The 24,957-nt window shown below is 34.5% G+C and carries 22 protein-coding genes and 1 rRNA gene; 8 read left to right on the forward strand and 15 right to left on the reverse strand.

All coding sequences use genetic code 11. The annotated features are described in order from the left end of the window. Positions 1–45: 45 nt before the first annotated feature. From A9G48_RS05190 to murA, 7 genes are all read right to left on the reverse strand, one after another. Positions 46–1,583 (reverse strand): 16S ribosomal RNA (locus tag A9G48_RS05190). Between the two features lie 553 nt (positions 1,584–2,136). Continuing rightward, on the reverse strand, positions 2,137–3,207 hold the full coding sequence (locus A9G48_RS05195; RefSeq protein WP_034948442.1) for an acyltransferase family protein: 1,071 nt from the start codon (positions 3,205–3,207) through the stop codon (positions 2,137–2,139). A gap of 151 nt (positions 3,208–3,358) precedes the next feature. Continuing rightward, on the reverse strand, positions 3,359–3,604 hold the full coding sequence (locus tag A9G48_RS05200; protein WP_034948445.1) for a GNAT family N-acetyltransferase: 246 nt from the start codon (positions 3,602–3,604) through the stop codon (positions 3,359–3,361). A 307-nt stretch (positions 3,605–3,911) separates the two neighbouring features. After that, complete coding sequence (pfkA, locus tag A9G48_RS05205) at positions 3,912–4,874, reverse strand: 6-phosphofructokinase (RefSeq protein WP_034948448.1); 963 nt, start codon at positions 4,872–4,874, stop codon at positions 3,912–3,914. An 85-nt stretch (positions 4,875–4,959) separates the two neighbouring features. Further along, positions 4,960–5,865 carry a cation diffusion facilitator family transporter gene (locus A9G48_RS05210; RefSeq protein ID WP_034948452.1) on the reverse strand — a complete coding sequence of 302 codons (906 nt, stop codon included), beginning with the start codon at positions 5,863–5,865 and terminating at the stop codon, positions 4,960–4,962. 11 nt (positions 5,866–5,876) lie between these two features. Further along, positions 5,877–6,452, reverse strand: coding sequence for a DJ-1 family glyoxalase III (locus A9G48_RS05215; RefSeq protein WP_034948455.1), 576 nt, complete (start codon positions 6,450–6,452; stop codon positions 5,877–5,879). A gap of 52 nt (positions 6,453–6,504) precedes the next feature. Continuing rightward, a complete protein-coding gene (gene murA / locus A9G48_RS05220; protein WP_034948458.1) occupies positions 6,505–7,758 on the reverse strand; it encodes a UDP-N-acetylglucosamine 1-carboxyvinyltransferase in 1,254 nt (417 codons plus the stop codon). A gap of 301 nt (positions 7,759–8,059) precedes the next feature. Here murA and A9G48_RS05225 point away from each other — a divergent pair, with 301 nt between their 5' ends. The 4 genes from A9G48_RS05225 to can all read left to right on the forward strand — a co-directional run bounded on the left by A9G48_RS05225 (position 8,060) and on the right by can (position 10,724). Further along, positions 8,060–8,257, forward strand: coding sequence for a YbdD/YjiX family protein (locus A9G48_RS05225; protein ID WP_034948461.1), 198 nt, complete (start codon positions 8,060–8,062; stop codon positions 8,255–8,257). Positions 8,258–8,311: 54 nt separating this feature from the next. Further along, positions 8,312–8,530: a GTP-binding protein gene (locus A9G48_RS12165; protein WP_442903338.1), complete on the forward strand. Its 219-nt coding sequence runs from the start codon at positions 8,312–8,314 to the stop codon at positions 8,528–8,530. 401 nt (positions 8,531–8,931) lie between these two features. After that, positions 8,932–9,993, forward strand: coding sequence for an FAD-binding protein (locus A9G48_RS05230; RefSeq protein WP_034948464.1), 1,062 nt, complete (start codon positions 8,932–8,934; stop codon positions 9,991–9,993). 71 nt (positions 9,994–10,064) lie between these two features. Further along, the gene (gene can, locus A9G48_RS05235; protein ID WP_034948467.1) at positions 10,065–10,724 is read left to right on the forward strand and encodes a carbonate dehydratase; all 660 of its coding nucleotides are present in this window, start codon (positions 10,065–10,067) and stop codon (positions 10,722–10,724) included. Between the two features lie 14 nt (positions 10,725–10,738). On the opposite strand, the gene nrdG is transcribed toward can, so the two are convergent. The 5 genes from nrdG to trxA all read right to left on the reverse strand — a co-directional run bounded on the left by nrdG (position 10,739) and on the right by trxA (position 17,264). After that, the gene (nrdG, locus tag A9G48_RS05240) at positions 10,739–11,203 is read right to left on the reverse strand and encodes an anaerobic ribonucleoside-triphosphate reductase-activating protein (protein WP_034948469.1); all 465 of its coding nucleotides are present in this window, start codon (positions 11,201–11,203) and stop codon (positions 10,739–10,741) included. 13 nt (positions 11,204–11,216) lie between these two features. Continuing rightward, on the reverse strand, positions 11,217–13,352 hold the full coding sequence (gene nrdD, locus A9G48_RS05245) for an anaerobic ribonucleoside-triphosphate reductase (protein ID WP_034948472.1): 2,136 nt from the start codon (positions 13,350–13,352) through the stop codon (positions 11,217–11,219). A 350-nt stretch (positions 13,353–13,702) separates the two neighbouring features. Beyond that, on the reverse strand, positions 13,703–15,118 hold the full coding sequence (gene gndA / locus A9G48_RS05250) for an NADP-dependent phosphogluconate dehydrogenase (RefSeq protein ID WP_034948475.1): 1,416 nt from the start codon (positions 15,116–15,118) through the stop codon (positions 13,703–13,705). Between the two features lie 172 nt (positions 15,119–15,290). Further along, the gene (gene rho / locus A9G48_RS05255) at positions 15,291–16,553 is read right to left on the reverse strand and encodes a transcription termination factor Rho (RefSeq protein ID WP_034948478.1); all 1,263 of its coding nucleotides are present in this window, start codon (positions 16,551–16,553) and stop codon (positions 15,291–15,293) included. A 384-nt stretch (positions 16,554–16,937) separates the two neighbouring features. Next, positions 16,938–17,264, reverse strand: coding sequence for a thioredoxin TrxA (gene trxA, locus A9G48_RS05260; protein WP_034948480.1), 327 nt, complete (start codon positions 17,262–17,264; stop codon positions 16,938–16,940). 151 nt (positions 17,265–17,415) lie between these two features. On the opposite strand from trxA, the gene rhlB reads away from it, so the two are divergent. After that, positions 17,416–18,645: an ATP-dependent RNA helicase RhlB gene (rhlB, locus tag A9G48_RS05265; protein ID WP_051825464.1), complete on the forward strand. Its 1,230-nt coding sequence runs from the start codon at positions 17,416–17,418 to the stop codon at positions 18,643–18,645. A 134-nt stretch (positions 18,646–18,779) separates the two neighbouring features. Here rhlB and A9G48_RS05270 read toward each other — a convergent pair whose 3' ends face one another. Next, positions 18,780–19,397 (reverse strand): TfoX/Sxy family protein, encoded by a 618-nt coding sequence (locus A9G48_RS05270; RefSeq protein ID WP_034948481.1) that lies wholly within the window; start codon positions 19,395–19,397, stop codon positions 18,780–18,782. A gap of 341 nt (positions 19,398–19,738) precedes the next feature. Between A9G48_RS05270 and A9G48_RS05275 the strand changes: the two genes are divergently transcribed. Continuing rightward, entirely contained in the window at positions 19,739–20,347 is a 609-nt protein-coding gene (locus A9G48_RS05275) for a hypothetical protein (RefSeq protein WP_034948484.1), read from the forward strand. A 9-nt stretch (positions 20,348–20,356) separates the two neighbouring features. Here the strand turns inward: A9G48_RS05275 and glnB are convergent, their stop codons facing one another. After that, a complete protein-coding gene (gene glnB, locus A9G48_RS05280) occupies positions 20,357–20,695 on the reverse strand; it encodes a nitrogen regulatory protein P-II (RefSeq protein ID WP_034948487.1) in 339 nt (112 codons plus the stop codon). Positions 20,696–20,721: 26 nt separating this feature from the next. Beyond that, positions 20,722–22,326, reverse strand: coding sequence for an NAD+ synthase (locus A9G48_RS05285; RefSeq protein ID WP_034948609.1), 1,605 nt, complete (start codon positions 22,324–22,326; stop codon positions 20,722–20,724). Positions 22,327–22,446: 120 nt separating this feature from the next. On the opposite strand from A9G48_RS05285, the gene aroB reads away from it, so the two are divergent. Then, a complete protein-coding gene (aroB, locus tag A9G48_RS05290) occupies positions 22,447–23,526 on the forward strand; it encodes a 3-dehydroquinate synthase (RefSeq protein WP_034948490.1) in 1,080 nt (359 codons plus the stop codon). A 307-nt stretch (positions 23,527–23,833) separates the two neighbouring features. Next, on the forward strand, positions 23,834–24,919 hold the full coding sequence (locus tag A9G48_RS05295; protein WP_051825467.1) for a 3-deoxy-7-phosphoheptulonate synthase: 1,086 nt from the start codon (positions 23,834–23,836) through the stop codon (positions 24,917–24,919). The last annotated feature ends 38 nt before the right edge of the window (positions 24,920–24,957 follow it).

Consider the following 24,957-nt stretch of genomic DNA (forward strand, 5'->3'; position numbering starts at 1 on the left):
CTCTTTCTAAACAAACAATCTGTGTGAACACTTACGAGCTCTTCGTAAGGAGGTGATCCAACCGCAGGTTCCCCTACGGTTACCTTGTTACGACTTCACCCCAGTCATGAATCACACCGTGGTAAACGCCCTCCCTAAGGTTAAGCTATCTACTTCTGGTGCAACCCACTCCCATGGTGTGACGGGCGGTGTGTACAAGGCCCGGGAACGTATTCACCGTGACATTCTGATTCACGATTACTAGCGATTCCGACTTCATGGAGTCGAGTTGCAGACTCCAATCCGGACTTAGACGTACTTTATGAGGTCCGCTTGCTCTCGCGAGGTCGCCTCCCTTTGTATACGCCATTGTAGCACGTGTGTAGCCCTGGTCGTAAGGGCCATGATGACTTGACGTCGTCCCCACCTTCCTCCGCTTTATCAACGGCAGTCTCCTTTGAGTTCCCGACCTAATCGATGGCAACAAAGGATAAGGGTTGCGCTCGTTGCGGGACTTAACCCAACATTTCACAACACGAGCTGACGACAGCCATGCAGCACCTGTCTCACAGTTCCCGAAGGCACTCTCATATCTCTACAAGATTCTGTGGATGTCAAGACCAGGTAAGGTTCTTCGCGTTGCATCGAATTAAACCACATGCTCCACCGCTTGTGCGGGCCCCCGTCAATTCATTTGAGTTTTAACCTTGCGGCCGTACTCCCCAGGCGGTCGATTTATCGCGTTAGCTTCGGAGCCCATCACTCTAGGCAACAAACTCCAAATCGACATCGTTTACAGCGTGGACTACCAGGGTATCTAATCCTGTTTGCTCCCCACGCTTTCGCATCTCAGCGTCAGTATCTGTCCAGAAGGCCGCCTTCGCCACCGGTATTCCTCCACATCTCTACGCATTTCACCGCTACACGTGGAATTCTACCTTCCTCTACAATACTCCAGATAACCAGTTTTAAATGCAATTCCTAGGTTGAGCCCAGGGATTTCACACCTAACTTAATTATCCGCCTACATGCCCTTTACGCCCAGTCATTCCGATTAACGCTCGCACCCTCCGTATTACCGCGGCTGCTGGCACGGAGTTAGCCGGTGCTTCTTCTGTAACTAACGTCAATTCTAGGCACTTTTCATACCCAAAACTTCCTCACTACCGAAAGTACTTTACAACCCGAAGGCCTTCTTCATACACGCGGCATGGCTGCATCAGGGTTCCCCCCATTGTGCAATATTCCCCACTGCTGCCTCCCGTAGGAGTCTGGACCGTGTCTCAGTTCCAGTGTGGCTGGTCATCCTCTCAGACCAGCTAGAGATCGTCGCCTTGGTAAGCCTTTACCCCACCAACTAGCTAATCCCATATGGGTTCATCAAATGGCGCACGTCCTCGCGGAACCGTACTTTGGTCTCTCAACTTTATGCGGTATTAGCAGTCGTTTCCAACTGTTGTCCCCCTCCATCTGGCAGATCCCCATACATTACTCACCCGTCCGCCACTCGTCATCAAGTGCAAGCACTCATGTTACCGTTCGACTTGCATGTGTTAAGCCTGCCGCCAGCGTTCAATCTGAGCCATGATCAAACTCTTCAATTTAAAGTTTGATGCTCAATAACTGTCTCTGACATATTCAAATGAATCTTCAGTGTCACTTATCAAGACTTCTTAATCTTTTTAGTCCGTAGACTTTTAATCTTTCGTCTCGCAAGTGCCCACACAGATTGTCTGTTTCTTCTTTTTAAAGAGCTAACAGCTTCCAATTCTCAATCAACTTTTTGTTAATCATCTTTGCTGTCTCAAGGGCTGCGTATGTTACGCTACACCTTTTTATTCGTCAAGATCTTTTTTCAAAATTTTTGACCTTGTTCACCAACTCTATTCCCGTCCAATTTCGATGACGTCGTGTCAGTGGGTGCGCATTATAGGGACTTTAAAAAATCATGCAAGTGTTAATTATATTTTTTTTATCGTTTGTTTTTTATTTACTCAATCTATTTCATTAAAATTGTTGATATAAAACAAAATGGTGTAAATATGTTTTTTAAAAACAAAACATTAATTAAAATTTACTTGTAAATTGCGTAATACTAATATTGAGGCGGTATTTAGTAAATACCAAACTTAATTACGACAACATTACAACTTTATTTTAGCGAATACTACCAATAAGATATTTTGCTTTATCTTTGAAGATTGATTTTATTATATTAGCTATAATTACACTTATTATTAGAGTTAATATTAATAAAATAATTGCGCCTAATGATGCTAATAAACCATTTGTTGTTAAAGTTATATTTCCCATTGGGGTATCAAATAATAATTTTTCCAACTGAAAAACAATAATTTCATGAATAAAATAAATTGGGAAACTAATATTTGCCATATAAGATAAAAATTTATAAGCCTTCCCATCATTAGTTTTACCATTAAGTCCATCTAAAAAGTAAAGAGCTAATATAAATAGAATAATTTTTTGTAAAGTATCAAGATAAAGTTTTTCAACGCCAAGATTATCAACATAACGACCAATAAATGGTACGAAAAAACATAAGTTAAAAAATAAGATAATTAAAAACAAATTATTTTTTACTGCCCTTATAATTGTTTCATAATTTTGCCTTATCATCATTCCTGTTAAATAAACAGGTCCATAATGCAATAAATTCAGAAGAGGCTTAGTAAAATCAGGTTTAGTAAATATCACCACCCAAAACATAGAAATCATGCCAGCAATAATTAAACTTTTTTTTGACCAATATAAAAAAATAGGACCCATTGCATAAACAATAATAATCATTGGGATAAACCATAAAGGCAAAAGCTGCGTTCCAGTTAGCATCATTATAACAACTTTGCTTATTATGCTGGGTTCAGTGAATGATAGCGAAGGTAAATTAGATAAATTTTGATAATGAAAAAAAATAAAACAAAAAATAGATACCGAAATATAAGGACACACGACAGTCTTAAACTTTGATAAATAATATGTTTTAGTATCAAATTTATATGTTAGATGTTGAAATAAAAAACCAGCAATTAATACAAAAAATGTCGTGAAGTTAAATGCAAATAAATTTAAAAAAGAAAATAAATAACTATTAGCAATTAAATGAGTATTTTTAAACACACCCAAGCAGTGACTAAAAACAATCATAATAATTGCAACACCACGTAATACATGTATAGAATGAATTTTCTGAGCTTGTAATGATGCCATTTTGAATATTAGAAATTAAAATATAATTATTAATGATAATGTATCATATATTTAGATGTCACTAGTAAGTTATTTATAGATAAATACAGAAAATTATTAAAATATGATATTACTTCGCTGAAGCAGTTTAAAAAATATTTGAAACTTATTATTAAATTAATTTTTTATCTACAAATGAACATAAAGATATGATTTCTCGTTGCTCTTGTTTTAACTTTTTCAAAACAAGACTTAATAATTTATTAGCTATGCCTTGCCCTCGATATCGAGGATCAACATAGGTATGATTAATGGCTGCCTTATCTTGGCCTATTCTAGAAAATGTCATTTCTGCTATTTCTTGGTTATTATCTACCACATAAATACGCTCTAGGTCTTCTCGATATATTAGCGACATAATCCCCTTCATTTTTTAAATTTTACCCAAGTTTAATTATAAATATAATATTCATCGTATTATATTTATAATTAATCTATGACAATTAGAGTAACTTTTATTTAATTGTCAAAATTTTTTAATGGGTTTTTATAGAGAAAAATTTAAAGAAATTTATATTTGCTTGAAATGCATATTAATAATGAATTGTTAAAGCTTATAAGGTGAACGTTAGGTCAACAAATGAGATATAATCTTTGCAATCAATAGCTCACCTTTAATAGGCCTATATTTTTAAATTAAGCTGATTTTATCGACAATACCCTACTTAGAATAAGCGTTTAGCTGTATTATATAGTTCCATATCAAATGGCCGCTTCATATTGTTGATAGCATCTACAATATCGTGATGAACTAATTTACCATTTTGAACACCTACACTTCTTCCAGCATGGCCTTGTAATAATAATTCAACAGCAAAAGCGCCCATACGAGACCCTAAAATACGATCATAAGGAACTGGCGATCCACCACGCTGTACATGCCCTAATACCGTTGCACGAGTTTCATGATGAACAGCCGCTTCAATATCTGCTGCAAGTTGGTTCACATCACACATATGTTCAGTTACGGTCACAATTGCATGCTTTTTACCTTTTGCAAAACCCTGTTTTATTTCTTCAATCAAATCTTCTTTAGTATATGAAACTTCAGGAATAATCATAAACTCACAGCCACCAGCAACAGCTGCATTTAAGGTTAAATCACCACAATCTCGTCCCATAATTTCAATAACTGAAATTCGATGATGTGAAGAACAGGTATCACGCAATCTATCAATTGCTTCAACCGCCGTACTAAGAGCAGTAAAATAGCCAATAGTATAATCAGTGCCTTTAATATCGTTATCAATAGTACCAGGTAACCCTATACATGGGAAACCTTCTTCCGTTAATCGCATTGCTCCCATATAAGAACCATCACCCCCTATGACAACTAACGCGTCAATTTGATGCTTTCTTAAATTTTCTATCGCTTTTTGCCTTACTTCTTTATCTTTGAATTCTGGGAATCTGGCTGAACCTAGAAACGTACCGCCTCGAGTAATAATATCTGATACACTATAACGATCTAATCGGTAAATTCGATCTTCGCAAAGCCCAAGATAGCCATCATAAATACCAAAGACATCCAACCTTTCTGTCAATGCAGTTCTTACAACACCTCGAATAGCAGCATTCATTCCTGGCGCATCACCACCACTCGTTAAAATACCTATTTTCTTGATCATACAAAAATCACTCCCAATAATTAACTTTTTTCTATTATAGGGTCTTAACAGTTAACTAACAATAGAATATAAAAGCCATTTTTGGTTAATTTTTGTTATACATCATTTCAAAAGGAACAACTGAAATTGGATCTTGGTGTATAATAACTGTTGCTTGTGGAAATTCTTGAGAAATATGTTTCTCAATAGAATCAGCAATAGCATGTGCTTTAATTAAAGGCATATTATCATCAAGTTCAATATGCAATTGAATGAATTTTATAGGACCTGCTTGTCTAGTTTTTAAATCATGAAAACCATAAACATCATCAAATAAAGCCACAATTTCAGCAATTTTTTTATTGTCACTATCTGGCAATGCTCTATCGAGTAGATCTTGAATTGCGTTATAAGCAATTTTGTAAGCATTATAACAAATATACAAAGCAATAAAAAATGCAAAGGCCGCATCAGCATAAGTAATGCCATACCAACTTAAACAAAGTGCAATTATAACAGCAATATTCAACAACATGTCGGAAGAATAATGCAACATATCAGCTTGAATAGCATTACTTTTGGTGATTTTTACAACATATCTTTGATATAAAACAAGAATACATGTAACTACAGCAGAAACAGTTGATACAATAATCCCTAATAAAGGTTCTTGCAGTTCACTCGGATGAATAAAAGAGCGAATACTAGAAAGTAATAAAATTATTGCAGAACCAATAATAAACGCACTTTGTAATAATGCGGCCAAAGATTCTGCCTTGCCATGACCAAAAGTATGATCAGCATCTGCGGGCTTAAGTGCATAACGAACTAAAAAAAAGTTAACACCTGAAGCAATTAAATCGATACTTGAATCTAATAATGAAGCAAATAAACTTATTGAACCGGTAAACCAACAAGTAATAAATTTAATTAAAATTAAGGAAATAGAAATTGAAACAGCGCCTAGCATCGCTCTTTTAACTAATTTTTCATACAAATGTGAATTTGACATTTAGTACCTATTTATTGATAGGATTCAATCCCCGAAGGAAGAACTAATTGCCGAGCAATCTCAGCTGCTTTTATTCGGCCTAACAACGCATCTATAATTTTCAAAGCAAAATCAATAGACGTTGCGGGACCTTGGCTAGTAATAACTTTATACAACTCATCAAAATAAACTCTATCGGACTTCCAATTTTTAAACGCCTCTTTAGTAGTTGGATAACCAGTCATATATGCGTGTGAAAATAAGTTATGATGTTGTAAAACCATAGCTGGAGAGGCGCAGATTGCTGCAACAATGCCGCCACTTTGGTGCGTTTGTTTCAATTTTTCGATTAACAGTGGACAATCTCGAAAATTTTCAGCACCTTTAACACCTCCAGGTAAAACAACAACATCAAAATCAATGTATTGAACATCCGAAAGGATTTTTTTTGCCAAAATGGTTACTCCTCGAGAACATTCAACCTCACGAGAACTTGAAATACTTGCAGTAGTAACTTTAATATCAGCTCGGGTTAATAAATCAATAGTGGTTACCGCTTCTGTTTCTTCACAACCATTCGATAAAAACACCAATGCTTGCTTTGTCATCATTACGCTCCTTTTGAATAAACAACTTATTAATTTCTTTAGCGAAAATGAATTATTTCACTCTTTCAATATTGGCGCCTAATTTTCTTAATTTTGCTTCAATATTGTCATAGCCTCGATCAATATGGTAAATACGATCAACAGTAGTTAAACCTTCAGCAATACAACCAGCTAAAACTAAACTCGCTGACGCCCGTAAATCTGTCGCCATTACTTGAGCACCGCTCAATGTTTCAACACCATGGGTAATTAAGGTATTACCTTCAATTTCTGCCTTTGCACCCATGCGAATTAGCTCAGGAACATGCATAAATCGATTTTCAAAAATGGTTTCTTTAATGATTCCTGTACCTTCAGCAACCATATTTAGCAATGAGAATTGTGCTTGCATATCAGTAGGAAAACCTGGATGCGGAGCAGTATGAATGTTAACAGCTTTTGCCCTTTTTCCTTGCATATCTAAACAAATCCAATCTTCACCTACCTCAATCTTAGCACCAGCTTCCTTCAATTTAGAAAGCACCGCATCAAGTAGGGTTGGATCAGTTTTACGGCAAGTGATTTTACTTCTAGATATAGCTGCCGCAACTAAAAAAGTCCCTGTTTCAATACGATCAGGAACTATTTCATGTATACCACCACCTAAACGTTCAACCCCTTCTATCTCAATACGCATTGTACCTGCACCAGTAATTTTAGCGCCTAACATATTTAGGAACTTAGCGGTATCAACAATTTCAGGTTCACATGCTGCATTTTCGATGATAGTTTTGCCTTCAGCTAAAGTTGCGGCTGACATAATCGTAACAGTAGCGCCAACACTCACTTTATCCATGACAATATGAGTACCTTTTAGTTTTCCATTGACCGACGCTTTAACATAGCCTTCATCAAGTGTGATTGTCGCACCAAGTTGTTCAAGACCACTAATATGAAGATCAACAGGCCTTGCCCCAATAGCACAACCACCCGGTAATGAAACTTGTCCTTGTCCAAAGCGAGCGACAAGAGGACCTAAAGCCCAAATTGAAGCACGCATAGTTTTTACTAGCTCATAAGGTGCACAGTAGTTATTCAGATGACCTGCATCAAGGTGAATGGAATCATTTCGTTCATATTTTACACCTAGCTGGCCTAGCAATTCCAAAGTTGTATCGATATCTTTTAACTTAGGAACATTTCGAAGTTCTACTGGTTTTTCTGCCAAAATTGCAGAAAATAAAATGGGTAGCGCAGCATTTTTTGCGCCAGAAATAACCACTTCGCCATTTAGCGATGTTGGTCCTGTTACGTGAAACTTTTCCATTATTAACTCTTATACATTATAAATTGGCGAACATTATAGAAGTTATTTACTAATAGATAAATGAATTTTATGAAAATATTAGAATATATCCTATTGTTTAATGGCTAATTAGGTAAATAAAATCAGCGACTATATAAACTTTTATTTTATAATGTGATAATTATACTCAATCAATGATTGACTATTAAAGATTAGCATCTTATAGTGGAACAGAAATAATTTTAATAATTAATTGAGTTATATAATGTAAAAACAATCATTTATATAGCTAAAATTAATATTACTTAATTAAGAGAAATATATGTTTGATTCACTCACTAAAGCAAGAAAATACTTTGGTCAAGCAACTAAATTAATGATCGGTATTCCTGATTATGACAATTATGTCCAACATATGAAGCTAACGCATCCTGATCAAATCCCTATGACTTATGAAGAGTTTTTTAAAGAACGCCAAGATGCTCGTTATTCAGGTAAGAGTGGTTTTAAATGTTGCTAAAATTAAGATTATTAGATAACAGAAAAAATTAATATACTATTAATTCTTATTACAATATTAACAGGTTTTCTTGGTCCGAAAAAAACCGCCATGATTAATTATTTGTTGAAAAATGACCATAATGAAAAAATAATCATTATTGAAAATGAATATGAACAAATAAATATTGATAATAATTTATTAAACATCAGTAATGAAATCCAAATAGTTGAGATAACTAATGACTGCATTTGCTACAATATTCGAAACCAAACTGACAAATGTGTTACATAAGTTACATGCAAAACGAATAGCGGGTGAATGCAAATTGATCACCTTATTATAGAAACAACTAACTTAATAATCCTATCTCTATTATACCATAATATATTTTATTGATGATTTAATTAGTCAAACAATATGGCAACGATAGCTACGCTACAAAAGTATTTTGGCTATTAAGGGTAACAACCAAGGCTTGATTGTTCAAGATACACATAAAGTATGTAGAATTTGACTATGGTTCCACTTGGGAAAATGCACCGTAAAGAATATCTCGATTGGTGTTAATTAGTCGCACATTACCATTTGATAAATGGCATAATAAAATAAGCTCACATATCTAATAGCCACACTTAATATAATTTGATAACATAGCTCATTTTTAAAAGCGATCAAATAAGCAATATAATAACATGGATTACGATATCGCAATCATTGGTCTTGGCCCTGCTGGCAGTACACTAGCTCGTTTACTTAGCTCTTCTTTCAAAGTCATTGCATTAGATACAAAACACAAAGTAGGTAATGAAGGATTTCATAAACCTTGTGGGGGGCTATTAGCAGATGATGCTCAAAAGGCCTTTGCTAGGCAAAATATAAACTTACCGGCTGATATTTTAACTGATCCTCAAATTTTTAGTGTCAGAACTTATGACTTACAAACCAAACTTGTTCGCAATTATCAGCGGAGTTATGTAAGTTTTGATCGGCACAAATTTGATCTGTGGCTAAAGTCACTAATACCATCAAATGTAACCGTTCTTCATAATACACTCTGTAAAGAAGTAAGGCGTATTATTGATGGTTATCAGATCACTTATCTTGATGAAAATAAAAATGAACAAAACACCACAGCCCAATATGTAGTCGGTGCTGACGGTGCCAATTCTCTTGTTAGAAGAATGCGCTATCCCCATCATACCATTAGACAGTATGTCGCAATCCAACAATGGTTCACTGATCAGCATAAAAAACCATTTTATTCGTGTATTTTCGATAATGAATCAACAAATTGCTATGCTTGGAGCATCTCTAAAGATGGTTATTTTATTTTAGGAGGTGCATTCCCTAAAAAAGAAGCAGCCCAAAATTTTGAGCATCTTAAACAAAAATTAATAAAACAAGGGTTTATTTTTGGAGAGCCATTTAAAACGGAAAAATGTTTAGTGATTTATCCAAATCGATTCCGTGATTTCTATACTGGCAGCGAAAATATTTTTTTGATTGGAGAAGCAGCTGGCTTTATTAGTGCAAGTTCCTTAGAAGGGATAAGCTACGCTCTAGATAGTGCTGAGATTTTAAGTAAAATCTTAAATAATGGTGCTCCAAATCCTAATAAACGTTACTATCAAAAAACCATTCAGCTACGTTTAAAACTTTATAGTAAAATTATTAAAGCAAAAATATTGACTACACCATTATGTCGAAAATTACTTATGAAAAGTAAAGTGCAACATATTAAAAGAATTGAGTGAAATTATAATGATTTTCAAAATGGCAAACTCACTTCAATAAGAATAATGAAATATAAAAGGAAATATAAATTATGTTTGATGTAAACGATTTAATTCGTTTTAACCACGAGTGGTCAGAAAAAATAGCACAAGAAGATCCCGAATTTTTCAAACAACTTGCCGTTGAACAAAATCCGAAATTTTTGTGGATAGGTTGTTCAGATAGCCGTGTTTCAGCAGAAAAACTCATTAAGCTAAAACCTGGCGAATTATTTGTACATCGTAATGTTGGTAATCTTGTAATACATACTGATTTAAACTGCCTATCTGTTGTTCAATATGCTGTAGATGTACTTAAAATTGAAGATATCATTGTTTGTGGTCATTTAGGTTGTGGGGGAATTCGTGATGCGGTTGAAAATCCTGATTTAGGGCTAATTAATAACTGGTTACTGCATATTCGTGATCTTTGGTTTCGAAATAGCTCACTTCTAGGAGAATTTCCTCCCGATATCCGTTTGGATGTTTTATGTGAACTTAATGTAATTGAACAAGTATACAATCTTGGACATTCTACAATTATTCAATCTGCATGGCAACGAGGTCAAAAAGTTAATTTACATGGTTGGGTGTATGGGATTCATAATGGCAAAATTACTGATTTACATATCACTTCATCAAGTAGCGAAAACCTTGAAATTAACTACCGAGAAGCTATTTCTTATCTTCTAAATTTACATAAATCCCAGTAATTAGTTCATAATTTTTACTTAAAACGATGGATAATTTGATTGCTGCTTCCCCGCCATAATAGACGAGGATCAGCAAGTTCTTGTACAAATTTTCCATCAATTAACACATCAATATAAGGAATAACCGCTTGTTGTTCAGATGTTAACTCATCAAGCTTATACCCAGTCCAAAGCCAGATATCTTTATTATCGCACTCAGATTTAACACGTTGAACCAGTTTTAATATAGTTGCAACGTTTTGAGGATGTAAAGGATCACCACCAGAAAGCGATAATCCTTGACGTTTTATTTCGGTATCTTGTAGATCTTTAATGATTTGATTTTCAAGTGCTTGTGTAAAAACAAAACCAGAATCTAAAGCCCAAGTACTTTTATTATAGCAACCGCGACATTGATGAACGCAGCCAGCAACAAAGAGTGTACATCGAGTTCCTTCCCCATTTACAACATCAACTGAATAATAACGATGATAATTCATAACTAATTAATTATTAGCCAATTTGACCGTTATCTAAATGTTTAACCCGACGTTTAACTTCTTCTTGTTTGCCTGCATTGAATGGGCGAGCATCAGGGCTACCTAAATATCCGCAAACACGACGGGTAACTGAGACTTTTGATGAATCATGATTACCGCAACTTGGACAAACAAAGCCTTTACTGGTACAAGAAAATTCACCGGTATAGCCACATTCATAGCATTCATCAATTGGTGTGTTAGTACCATAATAAGGCACGCGACTATAACTATAATCCCAAACATCCTCTAATGCTTTAATATTATTAATCATATTTGGATATTCCCCATAACAAATGAAACCACCATTGGCAACTTGAGGATAAGGTTTTTCAAATTCGATTTTTTCGTACGGATTAACCTTTTTCTCAACATCAAGATGGAAACTGTTTGTATAATATCCTTTGTCTGTAACACCAGAAATCACGCCAAACTCTGCCGTATCAAGTCGACAGAAACGATCACATAAGTTTTCACTTGGTGTACTATATAGGCTAAAACCGTAACCTGTCTCTTCTTTCCATTGATCTACCGCTTTACGTAAACGATTAACAATAGCTAGCCCTTTTTCACGTAATTCATTACTATCAAATGGGTGTATTTGATTTCCGTAAAGTGCATTTAATGTTTCATGAAGACCAATATAACCTAAAGAAATTGAAGCTCGACCATTTTTGAAAATTTCAGAAACACTATCATCTTCGTTAAGTCTAACTCCACAAGCACCCTCCATATATAAAATAGGTGCCACTCGTGCTTTTACGCCATCAAGTCTAGCAATACGCGTCATTAATGCTTTTTTACAGAGTTCTAGACGTTTATCTAAAATTTTCCAAAACCGTACTTCATCACCTTTAGCTTCAATAGCTATACGAGGCAGGTTTAGACTAATGACACCTAAATTATTACGCCCATCATGAAGTAATTGACCATCTTCTTCATACACTCCTAAAAAACTCCGGCAACCCATTGGCGTTTTAAATGAACCTGTCACCTCAACAACTTTATCGTAATTTAAAATATCTGGGTACATACGTTTACTTGCACACTCAAGTGCAAGTTTCTTAATATCATAATTATCATCACCCTGTTTATGGTTAATACCATCTTTAATAGCAAAAACCAGTTTTGGAAAAACTGCTGTTTTATGATTTTTACCTAATCCTTTGATACGAACTTTTAAAATAGACTCTTGAATTAAGCGTGATTCCCAACTAATCCCTAAACCAAAACCAAATGTAACGAACGGGGTTTGCCCATTAGCTGTGTGCAAAGTGTTTACTTCATATTCAAGAGATTGAAATGCATCATAACACTCTTTTTGAGTACGACTTTTCGCATAAGCTTCTGGATTCGGAATATTCCACTCTTCAGCCACTTGTTTGTGTTTGTTATAACTAATAGTAACAAACTTTGCTAAAACCTCATCGATACGATTAATGGTCGTGCCACCATAAATATGACTAGCCACTTGTGCAATAATTTGTGCAGTTACCGCAGTTGCTGTTGCAATTGATTTTGGAGGCTCAATTTCAGCATTACCCATTTTAAAACCATTAGTTAGCATTCCGTCTAAATCAATCAACATACAGTTAAACATTGGAAAAAACGGTGCATAATCTAAGTCATGATAATGGATCTCACCGCAATCGTGAGCGCGTGAAATATCTTTAGGCAATAAATATTGTTTAGCATAATGCCTTGCTACAATACCCGCTAGTAAATCACGCTGAGTTGGGATCACCTTACTATCTTTATTAGCATTTTCATTTAAAATAGCAACATTGCTTTGCTCAATTAGTCCGCGAATATCTTGATTTAGTCGGCTACGTTCTTCACGAGCACGATCACGATCATGACGATACTCAATATAAATTCTTGCTAATTTTTTATAAGGACCTGACATTAACTGATTTTCAACTGCATTTTGAATTTCGTTGATATCAACACTTTCACGATCACTCATTTGATTAGTAATAACACGAGCAACCGCTGCACAATAATCTGGATCATGAACATTCGCAGCCACAGCTGCTTTGACAATTGCATCTTTTATTCGAGCCTCATTAAATGCAGTTTGACAACCATCTCGTTTTATTACTACAGGCATACATTTCCTCAATATTCATTAATAATTAGCAATTGGCATAGGCTTTATATCAATAAAAATATACATGTGCTTATTACTCTTTTATGATATAAAACCAAGTTTTCACACCGCCCAGATAGCACTATATATAGTATCTATTTTTAGATTATACACCATATATAGTGTTTTTCTAGATTTTTTAATAAATAAAATGGCTTGACAAATTCAAAGTCAATAATGACAAGCATTTATGAAATAATGATGTATAAGACAGGAAAAGAAGAAATAAATTCACTAAAAAAACAAATAAACAAAAGCACAAAGCTTACTTGCGCTTTTGTATATCTAAATAAGATTATTAATCAACTAAATTATGATTCAATATTTAGCCAATCCGTATGGAACACACCTTCTTTATCAATACGCTCATAGGTATGAGCACCAAAATAATCTCGTTGTGCTTGAATCAAATTAGCTGGTAATACCGCTGATCGATAACTATCATAATAAGCAATCGCTGCTGAAAGTGTTGGAACAGCAATACCTTGTTGTACCGCTAAAGATACCACATCACGCAATGATTGTTGGTAGGCTTCGACCGTTTGATTAAAATATGGTGCTAATAGCAGATTATCAATCTCATTATTATCAGCATAAGCGTCGGTAATTTTTTGAAGAAACTGTGCACGAATAATACAACCTGCTCTAAATATTTTAGCTATTTCTCCATAATTTAAATTCCATTGATATTTATGAGAAGCGGCTTTTAGCTGTGCAAAACCTTGTGCATAAGAGATAATTTTACCCATATAAAGTGCTTTACGGACTTTTTCTATAAGCTCCTGCTTATCACCACTATAAGGCGCTTTTTGAGGACCTTTTAACACTTTTGCCGCCGCAACTCGTTGATCTTTAATTGCTGATAGATAACGAGCAAATACAGACTCAGTGATTAAAGATAAAGGCTCACCCAAATCTAAAGCACTTTGGCTGGTCCATTTACCTGTACCTTTATTGCCTGCCGCATCTAAAATCACATCAATTAAATAATTACCGTTTTCGTCTTTATGCTTAAAGATATCAGCGGTAATTTCGATTAAATAACTGTCTAACTCGCCTTTATTCCAATCTGTAAACACCTCAGCAAGTTCATCATTAGTTAAACCAACAGCATGTTTTAATACCGAATAGCTTTCAGCTATCAGTTGCATATCGCCATACTCAATGCCGTTATGAGCCATTTTTACATAATGACCAGCGCCATTTGGACCTATATAAGCAACACAAGGCTCGCCATTAGCCTTAGCTGCAATCTTCTCTAATATTGGGGCAACTAATTCATAAGCCTCTTTTTGCCCACCAGGCATAATTGATGGACCTTTTAGCGCTCCCTCTTCGCCACCTGAAACACCAGTACCAATAAAGTTAAATCCTTCTGCTAACAATGTTTTGTTACGACGAATTGTATCTTCAAAATAGGCATTCCCACCATCGATAATAATATCACCTTTATCTAAAAGTGGGCGCAACTCATCAATTACTGCATCAGTACCTTTACCTGCTTGCACCATAATCAGGATACGGCGTGGTTTTTCTAAAGAATTGACAAAATCTTCAATTGTATAATAAGGAACCAATTTCTTATCAGAATGTTCAGTCATGACTTGTTCTGTTTTATCTTTAGAGCGATTATAAATAGCAACAGAAAATCCACGACTTTCAATATTGAGCGCAAGATTTCGCCCCATAACTGCCATTCCAATAACACCGATTTGTTGTTTTGACATGATTTGGCTCCTTTATTAAACCTCTATAACCTTAACCATAAGGTTTTAACAACACCTAAAACTTAATTAAGTTTTATAAATTACGCTATATTTTGCCATAAAAAAAGCCGTATCAGAATACAATACGGCTCTTTTTCATGACTTTAATGATATTTACCATCAACTGAATAAATCATGAACGTTTCATCATTTCAAAAAAATCATCATTAGTTTTAGTCATGGCAAGTTTATCGATCAAAAATTCCATCGCATCAATCTCACCCATTGGATTAAGAATCTTACGTAAAATCCACATTTTTTGGAGTTCATCAGGTGAAGTCATTAGATCTTCTTTTCGCGTACCTGAGCGGTTAAAGTCAATGGCAGGGAACACACGACGTTCAGCAATTTTACGAGATAAATGAACTTCCATATTTCCAGTACCTTTAAACTCTTCATAAATAACTTCATCCATTTTAGAACCAGTATCAATCAACGCAGTCGCTATAATAGTTAAACTCCCGCCTTCTTCTACATTACGCGCCGCACCAAAAAAACGTTTCGGACGATGCAATGCATTCGCATCTACACCACCGGTCAACACTTTACCAGATGAAGGAACAACCGTATTGTATGCACGCGCCAAACGTGTAATCGAATCCAATAAAATAATCACATCTTTTTTATGTTCAACCAAACGTTTTGCCCGTTCAATGACCATTTCAGCAACTTGAACGTGTCTTGCTGCTGGCTCATCGAATGTCGAAGCGACAACTTCACCTTTAACTAAACGCTGCATTTCAGTCACTTCTTCTGGGCGCTCATCAATCATTAATACAACCAATTCACATTCCGGATGATTGACCGCTAAACTTTGTGCAATATTTTGCAAAAGCATCGTTTTACCCGCTTTAGGTGGAGCAACTATTAAACCACGTTGACCTTTACCAATTGGTGATGCTAAATCAAGAACTCTTGCGGTGATATCTTCGGTAGAACCGTTACCTCGTTCCATTCGTAAACGAGAATTTGGATGAAGTGGAGTTAAGTTTTCGAAAAGAATTTTATTACGGGCGTCTTCTGGTTTATCGTGATTAACTTCATTCACTTTTAACAAAGCAAAATAACGTTCCCCTTCTTTCGGAGGGCGAATTTTACCTGCTATAGTATCTCCAGTCCTTAAATTAAACCGGCGAATTTGGCTAGGTGAGACATAAATATCATCTGGGCCAGCTAAATACGAGCTATCAGCTGAACGCAAAAAACCAAATCCATCTTGCAAAATTTCAAGAACACCATCACCGAAAATATCTTCACCACTTTTGGCATGTTGCTTCAAGATTGCAAAAATAATGTCTTGTTTTCTAAGGCGTGCTAGATTTTCTAGTCCCATTGTTTTTTCACCAAGCATTACAAGCTCGGAAACAGATGTGTTTTTTAATTCAGTTAAATTCATAATTTTAAAAATTCTTGAGGATAAATTAGATATGTTTGCAATTAATATTATTTTTGTCTATTTGTTTCATTTACTCATTGAAAATTCTCTTTCTTACAACACACGAATTCACTTAATTATGAAGCTTTTAATGATAACTAAATATCTGAGTATAGAATTTTCACCACTTTATCAAGAAAAACAATGAATTGTTGAAAGGGGTCTTCGTAAGAGGTTAGCAATTTACACTAAAAACAATAATATGTCTATAATAAATTAAGTTTGTTTTTTTAAAATTTGTAAATATTAAGCTAAATATAAAGGACAAATCACATAAAATGGGGAAAGAGTAATTTCTTTCAATTACTCTTTTTCTTAATAACAATGATTAAATAAAATAACCTATTATAATTGTGCGTCAATAAAACTTATAAGTTGAGTTTTAGAAAGTGCACCAACTTGAGTTGCAACAACCTTACCATTTTTAAAAATTAATAAAGTAGGAATTCCCCTAATACCAAATTTGGGGGCTATATTTGGATTCTCTTGAACATTTAATTTAGCGATGACAATTTTATCGCAATATTCCTGCGCTACTTCTTCTAAAATAGGCGCAACCATTTTACAAGGACCACACCATTCAGCCCAAAAATCAACTAGTACAGGTCTTGTTGTATCATTGATAACACTATCAAAATTAGTTTCAGAAAGTGAAACAATATTATTACACATGCTTATTATCTCCAAATATATTTTATTGGCTAATGTTAGGTTATTTTAGGGTACTCTGCTAGTAATTATTATAATAGGGCATAATTATTGGTGATATGACTCCATTTAATATGTTATAATTTGACAATTCTGATAATTATTTTTGATAACAATGATCCAATCATACCTTACCAAAACAACTTTTAATCAATTTTCTCTTGATCCTTTGGTGATAAAAGCACTTGAAAAAAAGGGTTTTGTATATTGTACGCCAATTCAAGAAAAAACTTTGCCCTTAACCTCAAAGGGCATTGATATTGCGGGGCAAGGACAAACAGGAACAGGCAAAACTCTAGCTTTTTTAGCATCAACATTTAATTACTTATTGAATCATGAACCTTTACCGGATCATAAAACCAATCAACCAAGAGCAATAATTATTGCCCCAACACGTGAACTCGTTGTACAGATCTACAATGACGCAGAACTATTATCTGAAGAAACTGGGCTAAAATTAGGATTAGCTTTCGGTGGTGATGGTTATGACAAACAATTAAAAATGTTATCAGCAGGTGTGGATATTTTGATTGCAACGACAGGGCGGTTAATTGACTATACGAAACAAAATTACATTAACTTAAAAGCAATTCAAGTTGTAGTATTAGACGAAGCAGACCGTATGTTTGATTTAGGATTTATTCGTGATGTTCGCTGGATTTTCAAACATATGACTATACCACAAAAACGGTTAACCATGCTATTTTCTGCAACGCTGACACATAATGTGCGTGAACTTGCATTTGAACATATGAATAATCCACAGTATGTAGAGGTTGAACCTGAGCAAAAAATCGGCCACCGTATTAAAGAAGAATTATTCTTCCCATCCAATGAAGATAAATTAGCTTTATTACAAACACTTATAGAAGAAGAATGGCCTGATCGCTGCATCGTTTTTGCTAACACAAAAATAGCTTGTGAAAAAATTTGGCGACACCTTGTCGCTGATGGTCATCGAGTTGGGTTATTAACCGGTGATATCGCTCAGAAAAAACGTTTATTCATTTTAGAACAATTTACTCAAGGTGATCTTGATATTTTAGTTGCCACCGATGTTGCAGCTCGAGGGTTACATATACCTAATGTTACTCATGTTTTTAATTACGATCTTCCTGATGATTGCGATGACTATCGGCATCGAATCGGACGAACTGGGCGAGCTGGTGCAGAAGGTTATTCTATTTCACTAGCTTGCGAACGTTACTCACAAAATTTGCCTGCTATTGAAAAAGCAATTGATCATGCAATACCAGTTAGCCAATATGATCCGTCGGCATTATTAGTTGATTTACCTGCACCGAAAGCTTTTAGACGCACTCCTCGTAGGCGAGCTTCTAATTAAAAAATAGCTCAATAGTGCACTTAACCAGAAGATAGTTATCTAAAAATAGATCATTTCGAAATGACTGTTACGATATAATTGTTAATGGAACCATTATTTAACATAATGACTCCATCTAATCTTAATAGCTCCTCTTAGGAGCTATTAGCGATCTGCTCTAAAAAATGTTGATATTCAAACTTAATTTCATTTTTAATTGTTTTTGATAAAGAAGCAACATGACGTCTATGTAATGAACCATATAAGCTAAATAATACATTAATTGAAATTTCCTCTTTTTTACTTTTAATCATATAATAAGATTCTAAATATCCTTTTTTCTCCAATGTTTCAACATCTTTAATTCCAACACTACATAATAATCGCTCTAATGATAATGTCATGTTTGGCAATTCTTTTATTCGCTTTTTTTTAATTTCATTTTTTTCGTATAGTTCTTGTTTAGTATGCTCAATTACCATTTTGGCTATGGAATGCAATTTTTCCTCATCATTCAACCAATCATCATTAACTTTATAATAATCAAGTAGTTTAGTTGAAACACCTGATGATACACTTAATGGTTGCATTCCTGCTTCAATAAAAAGAGAACGATAAGATGAATGGCCTCTTAAATAAAAACCATTTTTACCAATCCAGCCGAACATTATTGTACCACTACTTATACTGAAGCCACCAAAAAAAGTTTTAGTAGAAATATCATTAAAAGTAGTAAATTTTGTTAATATTTGATGTGCAAATGACTCTTGCATATTTTATTTCCATTGATATTAAATTATTAATTAACTTACTGTTAAATTTAAACTATATTATTTTTTTCAATACTCCAACTATTTTTACAATCAATTAATGATTATGGGATCTATATTCCATAATAAATAAACAAACCAACATCATTAATAGTTGAAAAATATATTTTTTATTATTAATACAGATTAATGTAAAAACATAGCTTAAATTTATGTTTTATCAGTAAACAAAAAAAGAAAAACAGCTTAATTATTGTTATTCTGACTTAATAATTATACAATCTGTATTAGTTAATTAAATAATATTCATTGCGTTTTATACCATTATTATGATAAAGAATTTTATGAGCGTATTTTTCCTATTTTTCCCGTTTACGGCATTAGCCGATAAACAACCATTAATAGAAACGTTTGTTCTTTGTAATCCTAATTTTTTTAGTACTATTTATAATAATAAAGATGAACTACAACAATTTACCAATATCCAAACTGTCGATGAGAATTTGGCTTATATACAAGTAACAAACCGTGTTGATGCCTCTAAAAATTTCTTATACTTTTCTACCCCTTTTAAATATAAAGATTTAACAATAAAAGGGTACTATGATAGTGCTATGGATTTAGGTAGGATCGGAAAGTATTATTTTTGGGGATTTATTATTGATAACGATATAAAACAAATTAAAAATACATTAAATTTCTTAAAATGGAAAAATATGGAAGATAACCAACTTTATATTGCGAATCCCAAAATTCGCAATATCAATGAGGATGTTCAAGTTTGGCATGATAACAATGGGACTGTTATTGGTGTAAAAACAGTCCCAGCACCAAATACAACTGAAAAATTATTACTACTTGAAAAGGGGGCAAATATGACCCTTCTCATATGTTCAATTCAAGGTGTTGTAAGTTCCGAATTATTAAAAAGAGAAAGACCAGATATTCAATAACAAATTGAATTAAATCGCCGATTCATCCATTTCGCCAGTACGAATACGGATCACTTGCTCAACATTATAAACAAAAATCTTACCATCACCGATTTTACCGGTTTGTGCCGTTTTCATAATGGCCTCAATACACGTTTCTAAAATATCATCCGAGACAATAAGCTCAATTTTGACCTTCGGCAAAAAATCAACCATATATTCCGCACCACGATAAAGTTCAGTATGCCCTTTTTGACGACCAAATCCTTTAACCTCAGTAACTGTCATTCCGCTAATACCTTGCTCGGCAAGTGCCTCTCGAATATCATCAAGTTTAAATGGTTTAATAATTGCTTCAATTTTTTTCATATCAATTCACCTTAATTAATTCGAGATCACCAATTTTTAAATCCAAAAGCAGAAGTAATAGGATAACGCCTACCTTTGCCAAAATTACGAGTTGTTATTTTCGGACCGACAGCAGATTGACGACGTTTATACTCATTGATATCAACCAATTTAATAACCCGCCTTATTGTCACTTCATCATAACCTTGAGCAACAAGTTGTTCAATGGAGAGATCTAGTTCAATATAACCTTTCAAAATTCCATCTAAAATATCATAAGGTGGTAAGCTGTCTTCATCTTTCTGATCCGGCGCTAGCTCTGCTGAAGGAGGGCGAGCTATTACTCGTTCAGGAATCACATAAGAACGCATATTTCGATATTTTGATAATGCAAATACCATAGTTTTAGGAACATCTTTAAGCACATCAAAACCACCTGCCATATCGCCATAAAGTGTTGCATAACCGACCGACATCTCACTCTTATTACCGGTTGTAAGAACCAACCTTCGGCGCTTATTTGATATCGCCATTAAAATAACACCACGACAACGTGCTTGCAGATTTTCTTCAGTAGTATCTTTGGGCAAGCCAATAAACATTGAACTTAACGATGACATAAACGCATCAAACATCGGTTCAATAGAAACAATATCAAATTCAATCCCTAGTATTTCTGCTTCTTCTTTAGCATCAGCAATACTAATATCAGCTGTATAACGAAATGGCATCATCACAGCTTGCACTTTATCTTTACCTAAAGCATCTACAGCAATTGCCAGTGTTAGTGCAGAATCAATCCCGCCAGAAAGACCTAAAACCGCACCTTCAAAGCCATTTTTAGTCACATAATCGCGAGTTGCAAGTACCAATGCATCATAAACTGAAGCTAATTGATCATTTTCATTATTATCAATTATCGCCTGATGATTAACACCATATTCAAAAGAAGAAACTTGTTCTTCAAATGATTTTAGCTGACAAACAATTTCACCGTGTTCATTACAAATGAAAGAACCACCATCAAATACCAGCTCATCTTGTCCCCCAATTTGGTTGACATAAATAATTGGTAAACTTGTGCGTTTAGCATGATGTTTAACCAAATCATATCGCTGTTGCTGTTTTTCATAATCATAAGGTGAAGCATTAATTGCAACTACAAAATCAACTTGAGCATGTTTAATATCATCAATTGGCTGATTTTGCCAAAGATCTTCACAAATTAACAAGCCAATCTTTTGACCTTTAAAGTTGACAACACACGTTTGACTACCTGCAGTAAAATAACGCTTCTCATCAAATACATTATAATTAGGTAGTAACTGTTTATGATAGCAAGCTAGTAATTTTCCATCACAAAAAAATGACAATGCATTATAAAGTTGCGTATCTTGCCAATGTGGATGCCCAACAATAACCGCACAATGTTTACTGGCTTGCTCAATTAAAGCAAGTGCCTTTTGACAACGATCTTTAAAATCAGATCGAAATACTAAATCCTCAGGGGGATAACCGCACAAAGCAAGTTCAGAAAAAATAATAAGATCATCGGATGAGTGGCTATTTATCAATTCAATAATCTGTTGAACATTCCCTTCAATATCGCCCACACGCCAATTTTTTTGTGCTAAAACAATAGATAAAGACATATAAAATTTAATATCATAAATCAAAATTGTTGATAAGTTTAAATGATTCTAAGTTGCACTGCTACTCTTTTATCGCTAACATGCAACAATAAATCAACTTGGACCTGTTTGGAAATTAATATGCAAAAAATATTAAACGTGGCGTTAGCAAAACGCAGTTATCCAATCGCAATTGGTGAAAATATCCTTACCGAATTCGAACATTTTAAACTTCAAGCAGGTCAACGTGTACTCATTGCAACAAATGAAACAATCGCCCCACTTTATTTGCAGACAGTGATTAATATGCTTGAAAAGCACGGTGTAAAGACTGATTCTGTCGTTGTTCCAGATGGTGAACAGTATAAAACCATGGAAACATGGAACACAATTCTTACGGCTCTACTTACTAATAACCATACTCGTAGCTCAACCCTTATTGCTCTTGGCGGGGGTGTCATTGGGGATGTTGTTGGGTTTGCAGCATCGGCTTATCAACGTGGAATTAAATTTATTCAAGTACCAACCACGCTACTTTCCCAAGTTGATTCATCCGTTGGTGGTAAAACAGCCATTAACCACCCGCTAGGTAAAAATATGATTGGTGCCTTTTACCAACCACAAGCGGTGGTTATTGACCTCAACTGCTTAAAAACCTTACCGCAAAGAGAGCTATCAGCAGGGCTTGCCGAAGTTATAAAATATGGCATTATTTTAGATGCTGAATTTTTTAATTGGTTAGAACAGCATATTGAAGATTTACTCAACCTAGACAGTAATGCACTTAGTTACTGTATTTATCGCTGTTGCGAACTGAAAGCAAAAGTGGTTGCAGCCGACGAAACAGAACAAGACATGCGTGCAATTTTAAACCTTGGCCACACGTATGGCCATGCTATAGAAGCAGAGCTAGGTTATGGAAGCTGGCTACATGGTGAAGCTGTCAGCGTGGGAATGTTAATGGCTGCTCAAACTGCCAAATCACTTGGTAAATTAACACAATCAGATCTTGATCGAATTAAAAACTTGCTAATACGCGCTAAACTACCTGTTAGCAGACCAACACAAATGCCGGTTGAATCTTACCTTCCACACATGTTACGAGACAAAAAAGTACTATCTGGACAATTACGACTGGTTGTACCAACGAAAATTGGGCATGTTGATGTGATAGATGGTATTGATAAAAGTATCGTATTAAATTCAATAGTGAACACTTAATATTGGTTTTAAAATTGTTATTTTTATACTTAAACGCATAAATACCTAAAATTTTTTGACAAACGTTGCTGTTAACCATTACTTTAGTGTAAAAAAATATTTACATACAATTTTACAGATATTGATAAAATAAAACAGCTTTATTTGTATAATATTGAATTATATTTCATAAATATTTTAAGATATCATAACGATATCGTATAAATTTTATTTACTATTATGTAATTTTGTGTTTACATAATAAAGAACTACGTAATTCATAATTTACATATAAAATAATTAAATGATTTTAACAAGGACAGCAGAAATGTTAAAAGATACACTAAATAATATTCGAATTAGAGATGAACACATGCTAATTACCCCTGAAGAGATAAAAAAGCTTTATCCGCTATCCCATGATCTTGAAAAACAAATTGCCTCATCAAGACAAGCCATTGTAGATATTTTAGAACGCCAAGATCACCGTTTACTAATTGTTTGTGGTCCTTGCTCTATTCATGATCCTGTTGCGGCAATAGAATATGCGCATAAATTAAAAAAACTATCAGACGAAGTTAAGGATCACTTATTTATCGTCATGCGTGTTTATTTTGAAAAACCAAGAACCACAGTTGGTTGGAAAGGTATGATAAACGACCCCCATATGGATAGTTCATTTGATATTGAGCATGGTCTAAAAAAAGCACGTAAATTACTGCTTGATATTGCTAAAATTGGTTTACCTATTGCAACCGAAGCGCTAGATCCCAACACACCACAATACATTGGCGATTTAATTAGTTGGTCTGCAATTGGGGCAAGAACTACTGAATCACAAACGCATCGAGAAATGGCCTCGGGACTTTCAATGCCTGTTGGTTTTAAAAATGGAACAGATGGCAGTTTAGATGTTGCAATTAATGCCATGAAATCAGCCTCTATGCCTCATCGTTTTGTAGGAATTAACCAACAAGGACAAGTAACGGTTTTACAAACAACAGGCAATCCTCACGGCCATGTTATTTTGCGTGGCGGTAAAACACCAAATTATGATGCTGAAGATGTCGCATTGTGCGAAACACAAATGAAAAAGGCAGGATTGTTACCTAACTTAATGGTTGACTGTAGCCATGCGAATTCAAATAAAGATTATCGAAATCAACCTATTGTTGCTAATTCCATTATCGAGCAAATAGAAAAAGGCAATAATTCGATTATTGGTGTAATGATTGAAAGTAACTTATTTGAAGGAAATCAGCCTTCCGAGCAACCACCAGAAAACTTTAAATATGGCGTATCTGTGACTGACGCATGTATTAACTGGGAAGAAACAGACGAGCTATTACGAAAAATGGAGCACGTTTTAGCGCAGCCACTTATCGAAAGACAAAAGCACTCAGTTACTGCTTAAACTACTCAACAAATAAACATATTCGCCGACACCATTGT

This window comes from Gilliamella sp. wkB18 (genome assembly GCF_001690875.1).
Taxonomy (GTDB): Bacteria; Pseudomonadota; Gammaproteobacteria; order Enterobacterales; family Orbaceae; genus Gilliamella; species Gilliamella apicola_A.

Excerpts from the sequence above, each read along its gene's own strand:
- A9G48_RS05195 (WP_034948442.1), bottom strand. The coding sequence starts at position 3,207 with ATGGCATCATTACAAGCTCAGAAAATTCATTCTATACATGTATTACGT.
- A9G48_RS05200 (WP_034948445.1), bottom strand. The coding sequence starts at position 3,604 with ATGTCGCTAATATATCGAGAAGACCTAGAGCGTATTTATGTGGTAGAT.
- pfkA (WP_034948448.1), bottom strand. The coding sequence starts at position 4,874 with ATGATCAAGAAAATAGGTATTTTAACGAGTGGTGGTGATGCGCCAGGA.
- A9G48_RS05210 (WP_034948452.1), bottom strand. The coding sequence starts at position 5,865 with ATGTCAAATTCACATTTGTATGAAAAATTAGTTAAAAGAGCGATGCTA.
- A9G48_RS05215 (WP_034948455.1), bottom strand. The coding sequence starts at position 6,452 with ATGACAAAGCAAGCATTGGTGTTTTTATCGAATGGTTGTGAAGAAACA.
- murA (WP_034948458.1), bottom strand. The coding sequence starts at position 7,758 with ATGGAAAAGTTTCACGTAACAGGACCAACATCGCTAAATGGCGAAGTG.
- A9G48_RS05225 (WP_034948461.1), top strand. The coding sequence starts at position 8,060 with ATGTTTGATTCACTCACTAAAGCAAGAAAATACTTTGGTCAAGCAACT.
- A9G48_RS05230 (WP_034948464.1), top strand. The coding sequence starts at position 8,932 with ATGGATTACGATATCGCAATCATTGGTCTTGGCCCTGCTGGCAGTACA.
- can (WP_034948467.1), top strand. The coding sequence starts at position 10,065 with ATGTTTGATGTAAACGATTTAATTCGTTTTAACCACGAGTGGTCAGAA.
- nrdG (WP_034948469.1), bottom strand. The coding sequence starts at position 11,203 with ATGAATTATCATCGTTATTATTCAGTTGATGTTGTAAATGGGGAAGGA.
- nrdD (WP_034948472.1), bottom strand. The coding sequence starts at position 13,352 with ATGCCTGTAGTAATAAAACGAGATGGTTGTCAAACTGCATTTAATGAG.
- gndA (WP_034948475.1), bottom strand. The coding sequence starts at position 15,118 with ATGTCAAAACAACAAATCGGTGTTATTGGAATGGCAGTTATGGGGCGA.
- rho (WP_034948478.1), bottom strand. The coding sequence starts at position 16,553 with ATGAATTTAACTGAATTAAAAAACACATCTGTTTCCGAGCTTGTAATG.
- trxA (WP_034948480.1), bottom strand. The coding sequence starts at position 17,264 with ATGTGTAATAATATTGTTTCACTTTCTGAAACTAATTTTGATAGTGTT.
- rhlB (WP_051825464.1), top strand. The coding sequence starts at position 17,416 with ATGATCCAATCATACCTTACCAAAACAACTTTTAATCAATTTTCTCTT.
- A9G48_RS05270 (WP_034948481.1), bottom strand. The coding sequence starts at position 19,397 with ATGCAAGAGTCATTTGCACATCAAATATTAACAAAATTTACTACTTTT.
- A9G48_RS05275 (WP_034948484.1), top strand. The coding sequence starts at position 19,739 with ATGAGCGTATTTTTCCTATTTTTCCCGTTTACGGCATTAGCCGATAAA.
- glnB (WP_034948487.1), bottom strand. The coding sequence starts at position 20,695 with ATGAAAAAAATTGAAGCAATTATTAAACCATTTAAACTTGATGATATT.
- A9G48_RS05285 (WP_034948609.1), bottom strand. The coding sequence starts at position 22,326 with ATGTCTTTATCTATTGTTTTAGCACAAAAAAATTGGCGTGTGGGCGAT.
- aroB (WP_034948490.1), top strand. The coding sequence starts at position 22,447 with ATGCAAAAAATATTAAACGTGGCGTTAGCAAAACGCAGTTATCCAATC.
- A9G48_RS05295 (WP_051825467.1), top strand. The coding sequence starts at position 23,834 with ATGTTAAAAGATACACTAAATAATATTCGAATTAGAGATGAACACATG.